Genomic DNA, 11,243 nt, shown 5'->3' with positions numbered 1-11,243 from the left:
CGCCGCGTCGGCCTGCGTGCCGAGGGGCGGGCGCCGGTGCGCGAGGGTGCGCTGCTGTTTGCGGATGCGACGGCGGGCGAGCCGATCGGAAAGGTCACATCGGGCGGCTTCGGCCCGAGCCTGAACGCGCCAGTGGCGATGGGCTACGTCCCCACCGCATCGAGCGCGCTCGGCACCAAGTTGTTCGCCGAAGTGCGCGGCCAGCGACTGCCCTTGCAGGTCGCCGCCATGCCCTTCGTCAAAAACACCTACAAACGCTGAGGATTCGACAATGACCACGACGCTGTACACCTCCGACCATGAATGGCTCGCCATCGAGGGCGATGTCGCCACCGTCGGCATCACCGACTACGCGCAGCAGCAGCTCGGCGACGTCGTGTTCGTCGAACTGCCCAAGCTCGGCCGCGTGCTGAAGAAGGCGGAAGCTGCCGCCGTCGTGGAATCCGTCAAGGCCGCCTCCGACGTCTACGCCCCGGTCTCGGGCGAAGTGCTTGAGATCAACCCCGCACTCGCCGCCGAGCCGGCGCTGGTGAACTCGGATGCGCAAGGCGCGGCCTGGTTCTTCAAGATCAAGATCGCCGACAAAAGCGAGCTCGGCGGCCTCATGGATGAAGCTGCGTACAAGGCACATACGGCGTGAGATGAAGCAGACCCAAGCCGTCACAACACACTCACTGTCATCGTCCGCGAAGGCGGACGATCCAGTACGCCGCAGCGTCTCGGTTCAAGCCGTGACGCCTGCGTTTACTGGATGCCCCGCCCCAGTGCGCAAGTGCGCACAAGGCGGGCATGACAGCGAAATTTAGAGCGAGGATCCAATGATGACCGCGCACCGCAAATCCAATGGTGAGGCCGCCTCAAGCTTCGTTCGCCGCCACATCGGCCCCTCGGCAGGCGACGTCACCGCGATGCTCGAGGCCGTCAGCGCCAAGAGCGTCGACGCGCTGATGGCGGAGACGCTGCCGGCCTCGATCCGGCAGGCCGCCCCGCTCGATCTCGGCAAGCCGTTGAGCGAGCCCGAGGCGATTGCGCATATGGCCGAGCTGGCGCGGCAGAACCAGGTCTTCACCTCGCTGATCGGCCAAGGCTACTCCGGCACGATCCTGCCCGCGGTGATCCAGCGCAACATCTTGGAGAACCCGGCCTGGTACACGGCGTACACGCCCTACCAGCCCGAGATCAGCCAGGGCCGGCTGGAAGCGCTGCTCAACTTCCAGACCATGATCTGCGATCTCACCGGGCTCGATGTCGCCAACGCCTCGCTGCTGGATGAGGCGACCGCGGCGGCCGAAGCCATGGCGCTCGCCGAGCGGCACTCGCAGGTGAAGGCAAAAGCCTTCTTCGTCGACAGGGACGTGCATCCGCAGACGCTCGCGGTGATGCGCACCCGCGCCGAGCCGCTGGGCTGGAATTTGATCGTCGGCGATCCCCTCACCGATCTCGACAAGAGTGACGTTCTTGGTGCGCTGCTGCAATATCCGGGCTCTTCGGGCGCCGTGCGGAACTTGCGGCCCGCGATCGCGGCGCTGAAGGCCAAGGGTGCACTTGCGATCGTTGCCGCCGACCTGCTCGCGCTGACGCTGCTGGCCTCGCCCGGCGAGCTAGGTGCCGACATCGCGATCGGCTCGGCGCAGCGCTTCGGCGTTCCCATGGGCTATGGCGGACCGCATGCGGCCTATATGGCGGTGCGCGATGCGCTGAAGCGCTCGCTGCCCGGCCGCATCGTCGGTCTCTCCGTGGATTCGCGCGGGATGCCGGCCTATCGGCTCGCGCTGCAGACTCGCGAGCAGCACATCCGCCGCGAGAAGGCGACCTCCAACATCTGTACCGCGCAGGTGCTGCTCGCCGTGATCGCCTCGATGTATGCGGTCTATCATGGCCCCGAGGGCCTGACGCAGATCGCACGCAACGTGCACCGCCGCGCCGCGGTGCTCGCCGCGGGCCTGCGCAAGCTCGGCTTTGCGCCGTTGTCGGACAGCTTCTTCGACACGCTCTGCGTCGATGCCGGCGCCAAGCGCGCCGAGATCGTCGCGCGCGCGGCTGCCGAGAAGATCAATCTTGGAATCGGTGAGACGGCGCTGCGCATCGCGCTCGACGAGACCACGACGCCTGCGACGGTGGAAGCGGTCTGGCGCGCCTTTGGCGGCATGCTCGCCTATGCCGAGATCGACGCCGAGACGCGCGAAGCGCTGCCGGACGAGTTGAAGCGCACCACCACGTTCCTCACCCATCCAGTGTTCCACGCGCATCGCTCGGAGACCGAGATGCTGCGCTACATGCGCAAGCTCAGTGATCGCGACCTCGCGCTCGACCGTGCGATGATTCCGCTCGGCTCCTGCACCATGAAGCTGAACGCGACCACCGAGATGATGCCGCTGACCTGGCCGGAGTTTGCGACGCTGCACCCGTTCGCTCCGCGGGAGCAGGCCGCCGGCTATCACGCGCTGTTCGCGCTGCTGGAAAAGTGGTTGTGCGACATCACCGGCTATGACGCGATCTCGCTGCAGCCGAATTCGGGCGCGCAGGGCGAATATGCCGGCCTGCTCGCGATCCGTGCCTATCATGCCGCGCGCGGACAGAGCCAGCGCAAGATCTGCCTGATCCCCTCCTCCGCCCACGGCACCAACCCGGCCTCGGCCGCGATGGTTGGCATGGAGGTGGTGGTGGTCGCCTGCGAGAAGAATGGCGACGTCGACGTCAATGATCTCCGCGCCAAGGCGGAGAAGCATTCGAGCGATCTCGCCGCCGTCATGATCACCTATCCCTCGACGCATGGCGTGTTCGAGGAGCACATAAGCGAGATCTGCGACATCGTGCATGGCCACGGCGGCCAGGTGTATCTCGACGGCGCCAACCTCAACGCGCAGGTCGGCCTGTCCCGGCCCGGCGATTACGGCGCCGACGTCAGCCACCTCAACCTACACAAGACCTTCTGCATCCCGCATGGCGGCGGCGGCCCCGGCATGGGCCCGATCGGCGTAAGAGCGCATCTCGCACCCTTCCTCCCCGGCCATCCCGCAACAAAGGCGGACGCCCCGGTCGGCCCGGTCTCGGCCGCGCCGTTCGGCTCGGCCTCGATCCTCACCATCTCCTACATCTACATCTTGATGATGGGCGGTGAAGGGTTGAAGCGTGCGACCGAGATCGCGATCCTGAACGCCAATTACATCGCAGCACGCCTCGATCCGCATTTCCCGGTGCTCTACAAGAACGCCAAGGGCCGTGTCGCCCATGAGTGCATCGTCGATCCCCGTCCGCTGAAGACGACGTCGGGCGTCACGGTGGACGACATCGCAAAACGCCTGATCGATTACGGCTTCCACGCGCCGACCATGAGCTTCCCGGTGCCGGGCACGCTGATGATCGAGCCGACCGAGTCGGAATCGAAGGCCGAGCTGGACCGGTTCTGCGACGCCATGATCGCGATCCGGAAGGAGATCGCCGAGGTCGAGGCCGGACGCTTTGAGATCGCGGCCTCGCCGCTGCGCAATGCCCCGCACACCGTGCACGACATCGCCGACGATGCGTGGAATCGCGCCTATACCCGCGCCGAAGGCTGCTTCCCCGACGGCGTCTCGCGCACTGACAAATATTGGAGCCCGGTCGGGCGCGTCGACAACGTCTATGGCGATCGTAACCTTGTGTGCTCCTGCCCGCCGGTGAGCGATTACGCGGAGGCGGCAGAGTAGCGGCTTCGTAGGGTGGGCAAAGCTCCGCCGTAGCTCGAGAGAGCGAAGGCGAAGCGTGCCCACCACCTTTGTGCGCGTTGAAATATAATGGGCCAGGCGCTTGCCCGCATTTGCTCACCCTACGGCACCTGCGGCTCGTTTTACCTCTCCCGCAGGCGGGAGAGGGAGTGCACCTCTGTCGTTGCGGTGATCAAATCTCAACTCATCGCGCTTTAGGGTTCGACCAGCGAGCGGCTCCGCGTATCCCAGCGCCACAATCGTTCATTGGTGAGAAGCGTACCGCCCCACCAGCGCCGAATCGGGTTGTAGCGGCGGAAATCCTCCCGGCCTTCAAGGACCGCTTGCCCAAATTCTGTCAGCGACAGCCGGCTCCGGCGAAAGGCGGCGTTGCGACTTCGCGCATTGTCCGGATCGAGTGTCGCCAGCTTGCCGTCCGGCCCAGTGACCGCGGGTGCCGGGCCGAATGCGAGCCCTTCGAGCAATGGGCTCAACTCCCACTGATCGAACACGCGTGTCCCGAGCGCGCCCGGCCGAAACAACTCATCGGTCCGATTGTGTCCTGCCGCGATGCGTTCGAGAAGCCGCGTCTCGGTCGCCCCCAGCCCCGTCGTCGGCGCCGGCAGTTCTGCCAGCAATGCTTCCAGGGCCGGCTTCAGGAAGGGCAGCCTAGGCAAATCCCTCCCCAGTAGCCCGAAGCAAAGTTCAGGCGTCTGCGCCCGATAGGCCTCCCAGGCCATGTTGGCTATCTCGAAGTCGCCGTCCGCGACCTCCGATTCCCGCACCGTACGATCGCGAAGCTGCGAGCCGTCCGCTTCGCGTAGATCGAAATTGACACGTCGCAATCTCAGACGATCGGTGATCGATGGATGGGACCGCAAATAGTCGAGGATCCAGATCAATTGCAATTGACTGTTAGGCTCAGGGTCGAACCACAGCTCGATGAGATCGACACCATAGGTCTCGCAAAACCAAACCAGGCCAGTCTCCTTGTGCGCGAGACCGGTCTGAGGCAACCGGCCCACAAGATCGGACCACCGCACTTCCGGATCGCCTCTGTAGTAGCCTCCCGTGAGGTAATCCTCGAGGTGATGCGACGTAGGCAGTGGCCCCCAAACGAACCGAAAGATCAAGGGGACGACCATGTCAGCACGACCGGCATAGGTGAGACCAACGCCGGACGAACTGGTCAAGATCACACGCTTCATAGCCCCGACGCCCCGCCCTCACGCAAAACGAAACGGGCACTGACGACGTCGGCAACTCAACGTCCTCAGCGCCCGCTCCTCGCGAAAACTCAACTGCTTTAAGGCTTACTCCTCCGCCGGCTCCTCGCCGTCGGCGTCGCGCTCCGGGGTGCCGGCGAGAATCTGCTCGGCGATCAGGCCGGAGTTCTGGCGGATCGAGGTCTCGATCTTGGCGGTGATGTCGGGGTTGCCCTTCAAGAACGCCTTGGCGTTCTCGCGGCCCTGGCCGAGGCGCTGGCTGTCATAGGAGAACCAGGCGCCGGACTTCTCGACGATGCCGGCCTTGACGCCGAGATCGAGGATCTCGCCCATCTTGGAGACGCCCTCGCCATACATGATGTCGAACTCGACCTGCTTGAAGGGCGGCGCCAGCTTGTTCTTCACCACCTTCACGCGCGTGGTGTTGCCGACGACTTCGTCGCGCTCCTTGATCGCGCCGATGCGGCGGATGTCGAGGCGGACGGAGGCGTAGAATTTTAGCGCGTTGCCGCCGGTGGTGGTCTCGGGCGAGCCGTACATCACACCGATCTTCATGCGGATCTGGTTAATGAAGATCACCATGGTGTTGGACTTGTTGATGGAGGCCGTGAGCTTGCGCAGCGCCTGGCTCATCAGGCGAGCCTGCAGACCTGGCAGCGCATCGCCCATCTCGCCCTCGAGCTCGGCCTTCGGCACCAGCGCCGCGACCGAATCGATCACCATCACGTCGACCGCGCCGGAGCGCACCAAGGTGTCGCAGATCTCCAGTGCCTGCTCGCCGGTGTCGGGCTGCGAGATCAGCAGCTCGTCGATGTTGACCCCGAGCTTGCGGGCATAGACCGGATCGAGCGCGTGCTCGGCGTCGATGAAGGCGCAGATGCCGCCCTTCTTCTGCGCTTCCGCCACCGTATGCAGCGCCAGCGTGGTTTTGCCCGAGGATTCCGGCCCGTAGATCTCGACGATGCGCCCCTTGGGCAGGCCGCCGATGCCGAGCGCGATATCGAGCCCGAGCGAGCCGGAGGACACCGCCTCGATGTCCATGGAGCGATCGTTCTTGCCGAGCTTCATCACCGAGCCCTTGCCGAACTGGCGCTCGATCTGAGAGAGCGCGGCAGCCAGGGCTTTACTCTTGTCCATGGAAGATCCTTCGACGATACGCAGGGCAGTGGCGGACATTGGGTCGTGCTCCTTATGACGAGGATTCGCTAGGGGGACAAACGATTGAGAGGGCGGGCCGACGATAAAAGTAATGTACCCCATTTGTTCTAGGTTCGCAATATGTTCTTTGCGCTGTCCCAATCCCCCGTCTGCTTGTGCCTGAATCGAAAGGGGCCGCCCTTCAGCGACCCCTTGCCGGTTGCAATCTCGTTTCGGGATGAAATTCCAGCCCCGGCGGGCGCCACCGTACCGGTGTCCAGATGCCAAGTGGATTCCGGGCAACTACTGTTCGTAGCACTGTCCTAATTTGCGTTTCACCTGACCTCTTGTTCGAATGCTACGTTATGTAACGCTAATATATGTAGCGTTATGTTTCGTACCATTGAAATCCAGGAGGCGTGATGAAGTCAGTTCTCAAGATCGTTGTGGCGCTGGCCATCTTCGCCGGCTCGGCCTCGGCGCAAGCGCAGGCATCGAACACTCCAATGTCATCGGGCGCTCCGAAAGTCGGCGCAAAAACTACGAAGAAATTGCACGACGGCTGCCACAGCCGGCACGCGCAGATGCTTGGCAAGCCCTGCCACTAACGCGCAATGAGATGACGAGGAATCGTCATCGCGCTTTAGATTATTGTTTGCGCATGATCTCCGCGCAAACGCGTTTCGCGTTTATCGCGAAGAAAAACCGCTGCACACTTTGCGCTAACGCGGCCCTTCGGGTCATGCTCTGGCAGGCTAGCAGATGGAAAGCCGCCGAGGGCCGCCTCGGCGGCCTCTTTCGGTTTAGGCCATGCACGCAATCATTGCTGCGGAGCGGGTAAGCGCGATCGTCGCTTTTCGTTGGCGCGGCGTCCTGATCAGAGCGCACGCGCATTTGCCCTCGGCATGAACGCTGTGAGCCTCTGCTCTGGCACTATGGGATCTTCGTCCGAAACTGACGCGCATCAAAGACGCACGGATCTTGGCGCCGTCATAAATCCTTAATCCTGAGGCACCGAACCTTTTCGCGGTCTGTGGCCTTCTTCGGGATGGGACCGCAACTCTGGGGACCCCTGTCATGACTGAAGACACACACCACGGCGCCATCAGGCGCAACCAACTCCTGGAGGCCGCGCAGGAGGAGATGATCAAGTTCGAGCGCAAGGAGAACGAGTTTCGCAAGAAGGACCGTGACGAGCGCGCCGCCGAGCTGCGGTTGCCTCTCGGCGAGATCAAGGTCCACTAAGGCCCACGACGGCGAGCGGGAGACAGCCGCCGTCCCCGCGGTTCGCAACACGGGCCGAAGATGGCGGCGAGCGGCTGCCGTTGACCTCGCGGGAGCCCGGCAATCGCGCGCCGGGATTTGAGGATATCGCGCGATTATGGTATCTAAATACCCAAGATAAGTCATTGATGGAATGACGAAATCGCCCCACAGCCTACTGTGCATGGGGTTATTTTCCAATTTTTGAAAGGCCGGTGCCGATTCATCCATCGGCGAAGCGTGCAGGCGCGGACCCCGGCGCCTCCCGGCACTCTGCGCTTGATGCCGCCTTACAGCAGCGCCAGCAGCACGAGGCCGATCACCAGCACGACGAAGCCAGCCGCCGTCGCGGCGGCGAAAGACCGCTCTACGTTATCCATGATGCCACCCCGTTGCCGCCGCGCCACGTTTCCCCCATGGCTGCGCCGGACGGTGTGGAATCTTGCCGACCCGTGTGTCGCCAGTTGTGCGGCCGGATGTCGAAATTGGGACGGGCGCGAGGCTAGTCTGCGGCCTCGCGATCGCGACTTCCCCACTGACACCGTCAGGCGCGTGTAAGCCTGATCGCCTAGTCTCGTCGTGCCCGGTGGACCAACACCGGGTCTCCATACCCAGCCGACGACCCCGCTCCCCGCGAGCGGGGTTTTCTGTTTGCGGGCATGGACGAAGGCGGCGCGACGAACGTGACGCCGGCCCCCGCTCCGATTTGGCCCCCTGTCAGGCTGACGTAAGTCGAACCGGTTAGGGTTTCTTGGCTATGGTGTTGCAGCCCAGCACCTCAGCCTCCAACAACTCTTTGCCCCGCTTGGCTCTCCCCAGGCGGGGTTTTTTCATAGCTACCGGTTCGCAGCTCCCGCTCCTCCCGCGTCAGCCGCAGCGAGACGGCGCGGATCGCGGGCGCAGCCAGCAGCACGATCGGCAGCATCGCGGCCCATGCGATCAGCCACGACACCATCCAGTGCCCGAGGAAGACCATCGCGCTGCCTGCGGGAAGGCTGGCGATGCCTGCCGCGATCAGCGAGGTCAGTCCGGACTGGATGATGCCGAAGACGAAGTGAGAGTAGCGGCGGGGAATTCCGAGCATGAGGGCGCCCATGGTTGCTTGCCGTCATGAGGCCAAGCAAGGCACATGCCGTCGCGCGCGGATTGCTCCGTGGTTCTCCGACCATGAACAGAGTTCCGGGGCGGCGCGCAAGCGGCGCCGAATCCGACCTCATTTGCTTCGGAGTGCGTGCCCTCGCGGTTTCCGTCAGCGGTTCAGGACTTACCGACAGATTTCACTTGTCCCGGGAATAAGATGACGCCCAACATGTTGCAGGCATGGAAGGTGAATCGTGGGAGGTGACCATGAATCACAGGGGCGTCGAGTTCACCGTCGCCAAGACGGCAGTTCCCGGTATCTGGCAGTGGCAGTTCCGCATCGGCGACCAAATCAAGACCGGCAGAACCGAGACGAAGATCGACCTGTTGGCGATCCGGCGGGTGCAGCTGCGCATCGACCGCGAGCTGAAGGCCATCGAGCGCAAGACGGCCTGAACACCCGTCAGTCTGGGTGAGATCAGCGGGGTGTATCCCGTAGCCGCCCGGAATTGATCTGACCGGGGTTTGGGATTGCACTGCGCGCCCGTGGCCTTGGGGGTTGGGCCGTTACGCGTGATCGGTGCCAGCCATGCCGCTCTACTTCTTTCGAATCCGGAACGGCCGTTATTCCGGCTGCGCGGACCAGGCGAGCGAATTTGCCGATCGCGATTCGGCCTGGAAGGAGATGACCAGCGTCTGCGCCGACATGGCCGCCGGCATCGCCCGCAAGCTCCAGCAAAATTCCGAATGGCACATGGAGCTGCTGGACGAGACCAAGGAGCCCGTATTCCGGATCCGCATCGTCGCAGAAACGATCGAAAAGGTGAGACCCTAAAGCGCGATGCGATCAGGATGAATCGTCATCGCGCGTTAGGCTCTTGTTTGAGCATGATCTTCCCGGAAAGCCGCTGCACGCTTTGCGCTAACGCGGCCCTTCGGGTCCGGATCATGCTCTAATCCGCGCTGGGCAGCCGCCGCATGGTGAATTCGATGTCGCCGCCGGGCAATTCGCGCCAGGTCTCGACCGCGCTCATATAGCCGGCCTTGGGGTAGCGGGCGAAGAAGGCCTCCGCCCTTGCCCGTGCCGCTGCGCGCGGCAGCGTGAAGGTCTCGCGCAGATAGCCGTCGCCGGTCGCATAATCCGGCTTGCCGCCCATCTTGCGCTGGCGCGCCATCCGTTCGGCGAGATCCCGCGGACGATCGGCCATGTTCCGTCCTCCTCTACGCAATACTCTCTTGCGAGATGTAGGAGGCCGGCAGGGCAAAGAGGAGTCCCACCCGGAGGCGTCAACCGCCCCCGAGCGGCGGCAGGTCAATTGGCCGCTGTGCCGGATTTCTTCTTCGGCGCGCTGGTCGCGGCCGAGGCCTTCGGCGCCGCCGATTGCTTCGGCGGATCGGAGCGCATGCCGCCCCAGGGATCGTTGGACGCCTTGGAGTCCGGAATCTTCTTCAGCGTTTCCTTGTAGGCCTTTTCACGCTCGGCGTCCGCGGCCTTCTCCTCGGGGGTCTTGCCCGGGCCTTCCTGCAGCAAATTGAGATTGGGCATTTGCGCATAGGCCGGTCCCGCCAGCACGGCCAGCACCGCGGCGAAACGGAAAAGCTTCATCATCCACTCCTTGATCATCCATGGAGCGCGGATCGCCCGCGCCTTGTCATCCTTGTCGCGGCCGAACGCGACCTCGGGGCCGCCTGGCCGCTAGAGCCGGTCCGATCTGCACGATTTCGGCGCATGCAGCCAGTCGTCCCAGATCGGGCCGCACCTGGTGCACCCGTTCAGCGCGAGGCCGAGCGCAGCCAGACAAAAGACCAGGACACATCGACGCAACATCATCCACCCGTACCCAAGCGAGCCATCATATCGGGCGAAGTCGGGCATTTTCAAGCCGAAGGGATCGGCGCCAGACCGGGTGACTTTGCCGCGCCGATGCGCGCAGAATGAGGCGAAACATCCGGCAACAATGGAGGGAACGACAGCAATGCAAACGCAGCCAGACGCCGAGTTCGGCATCACTGAGGCCAAACGCATCCTCGGCGAGGTCTTTGCGCCCTGGGTCCAGGATCTCGACCTCTCGGTCGAGCGCATCGAGCACGCGCAGCCAGCCGATGCGCCGGACTGGCAGCCGGGTGCCCTGCTGCGCATGCCGTTTTCGGAACGGCTGTGCCGGAACGGCGGCGTGGTCTGCGGCCAGGCGCTGATGGCGCTCGCCGACACCGCGATGGTGATCGCGATCCTCGCCGCCAACCGCGGCTATCGTCCGATGACCACGGTCGACCAGACCACGCATTTCATGCGCGCAGCCTCCTCCTCGGACGTGCTGGCGGACGCGCGCGTGGTGCGGCTCGGGCGCACCATGAGCTTTGGCCGCGTCACGCTGCTCTCGGCCTCCGACAACAAGCCGATTGCGATGGTGTCGAGCGCATTCGCGATGCTGCAGGGCTGAAGGTGCTTAGAAAAGAAGAGAGCCGCTGAAGCGCAAGGCGCACCGCGGCTCTCGACGAATCTCATGTCGAGACAGCAAACGTTACTTGCCGAGCACCTCGTCGGCCGCGGTCACGATGCTGACGTTCGGGTTTTTTCCGCAATAGGCGCCGAACTTCTTGGCGTTCTCGATGAACACGTCGGTGTCGATGATCGCGTTGTCCTCATCGCCCTTGTACCAGCCGTCCATCCAGGTCAGTACGACTTGGATGTTGTCTTCGCCGCTCTCCAGGAATTGCTTGCAGCTCATGGTCGAGAGGTCCCACTTGACGGCATTGGCGGGCATGGGCGACAGCGAGAGCGCTGCAGCGAACAGAATCGAAAGCATGGTCTTCATCAGTATCTCCATCGGCGCGTAGCGCCATAAAAGGC

At 63.7% G+C, this 11,243-nt stretch carries 14 protein-coding genes; 8 read left to right on the top strand and 6 right to left on the bottom strand.

Annotated features, from left to right (window positions below; genetic code table 11):
• From CWO91_RS30585 to gcvP, 3 genes are all read left to right on the top strand, one after another.
• Positions 1-261 (top strand): glycine cleavage T C-terminal barrel domain-containing protein (locus tag CWO91_RS30585; protein ID WP_283811031.1); only part of this gene is annotated, 261 nt, incomplete at its 5' end.
• 10 nt (positions 262-271) lie between these two features.
• A complete protein-coding gene (gene gcvH / locus CWO91_RS30580) occupies positions 272-640 on the top strand; it encodes a glycine cleavage system protein GcvH (RefSeq protein ID WP_091889091.1) in 369 nt (122 codons plus the stop codon).
• A gap of 181 nt (positions 641-821) precedes the next feature.
• The gene (gene gcvP, locus CWO91_RS30575) at positions 822-3,689 is read left to right on the top strand and encodes an aminomethyl-transferring glycine dehydrogenase (protein WP_165405833.1); all 2,868 of its coding nucleotides are present in this window, start codon (positions 822-824) and stop codon (positions 3,687-3,689) included.
• A gap of 212 nt (positions 3,690-3,901) precedes the next feature.
• On the opposite strand, the gene CWO91_RS30570 is transcribed toward gcvP, so the two are convergent.
• Together CWO91_RS30570 and recA are read right to left on the bottom strand one after the other, a co-directional pair.
• Positions 3,902-4,894 (bottom strand): hypothetical protein, encoded by a 993-nt coding sequence (locus CWO91_RS30570; protein ID WP_130218954.1) that lies wholly within the window; start codon positions 4,892-4,894, stop codon positions 3,902-3,904.
• A gap of 105 nt (positions 4,895-4,999) precedes the next feature.
• A complete protein-coding gene (recA, locus tag CWO91_RS30565; protein WP_130218952.1) occupies positions 5,000-6,088 on the bottom strand; it encodes a recombinase RecA in 1,089 nt (362 codons plus the stop codon).
• Positions 6,089-6,471: 383 nt separating this feature from the next.
• Here recA and CWO91_RS30560 point away from each other — a divergent pair, with 383 nt between their 5' ends.
• Complete coding sequence (locus tag CWO91_RS30560; RefSeq protein ID WP_130218950.1) at positions 6,472-6,657, top strand: hypothetical protein; 186 nt, start codon at positions 6,472-6,474, stop codon at positions 6,655-6,657.
• Positions 6,658-7,126: 469 nt separating this feature from the next.
• On the top strand, positions 7,127-7,294 hold the full coding sequence (locus tag CWO91_RS30555) for a hypothetical protein (protein ID WP_165405832.1): 168 nt from the start codon (positions 7,127-7,129) through the stop codon (positions 7,292-7,294).
• A gap of 796 nt (positions 7,295-8,090) precedes the next feature.
• On the opposite strand, the gene CWO91_RS30550 is transcribed toward CWO91_RS30555, so the two are convergent.
• The gene (locus CWO91_RS30550; protein WP_245471433.1) at positions 8,091-8,396 is read right to left on the bottom strand and encodes a DUF2798 domain-containing protein; all 306 of its coding nucleotides are present in this window, start codon (positions 8,394-8,396) and stop codon (positions 8,091-8,093) included.
• Between the two features lie 263 nt (positions 8,397-8,659).
• Between CWO91_RS30550 and CWO91_RS30545 the strand changes: the two genes are divergently transcribed.
• Both CWO91_RS30545 and CWO91_RS30540 read left to right on the top strand, forming a co-directional pair.
• Positions 8,660-8,848, top strand: coding sequence for a hypothetical protein (locus CWO91_RS30545; RefSeq protein ID WP_091889179.1), 189 nt, complete (start codon positions 8,660-8,662; stop codon positions 8,846-8,848).
• Between the two features lie 133 nt (positions 8,849-8,981).
• Positions 8,982-9,227 carry a DUF6894 family protein gene (locus CWO91_RS30540; protein WP_130218946.1) on the top strand — a complete coding sequence of 82 codons (246 nt, stop codon included), beginning with the start codon at positions 8,982-8,984 and terminating at the stop codon, positions 9,225-9,227.
• Positions 9,228-9,345: 118 nt separating this feature from the next.
• On the opposite strand, the gene CWO91_RS30535 is transcribed toward CWO91_RS30540, so the two are convergent.
• Together CWO91_RS30535 and CWO91_RS30530 are read right to left on the bottom strand one after the other, a co-directional pair.
• Entirely contained in the window at positions 9,346-9,600 is a 255-nt protein-coding gene (locus CWO91_RS30535) for a hypothetical protein (protein ID WP_165405831.1), read from the bottom strand.
• 104 nt (positions 9,601-9,704) lie between these two features.
• Positions 9,705-9,998: a hypothetical protein gene (locus CWO91_RS30530; RefSeq protein ID WP_130218942.1), complete on the bottom strand. Its 294-nt coding sequence runs from the start codon at positions 9,996-9,998 to the stop codon at positions 9,705-9,707.
• A gap of 370 nt (positions 9,999-10,368) precedes the next feature.
• On the opposite strand from CWO91_RS30530, the gene CWO91_RS30520 reads away from it, so the two are divergent.
• Positions 10,369-10,833, top strand: a complete 465-nt coding sequence (locus CWO91_RS30520; RefSeq protein ID WP_130218938.1) for a PaaI family thioesterase — start codon at positions 10,369-10,371, stop codon at positions 10,831-10,833.
• Between the two features lie 81 nt (positions 10,834-10,914).
• Here the strand turns inward: CWO91_RS30520 and CWO91_RS30515 are convergent, their stop codons facing one another.
• A complete protein-coding gene (locus CWO91_RS30515; protein WP_165405830.1) occupies positions 10,915-11,208 on the bottom strand; it encodes an HdeA family protein in 294 nt (97 codons plus the stop codon).
• Positions 11,209-11,243: the final 35 nt, after the last annotated feature.

It is taken from the genome of Bradyrhizobium genosp. SA-3, from assembly GCF_004212635.1.
Lineage (GTDB): Bacteria > Pseudomonadota > Alphaproteobacteria > Rhizobiales > Xanthobacteraceae > Bradyrhizobium.
The sequence above is the reverse complement of the archived record's forward strand: the minus strand, read 5'-3'. Positions and strand labels throughout refer to the sequence as shown.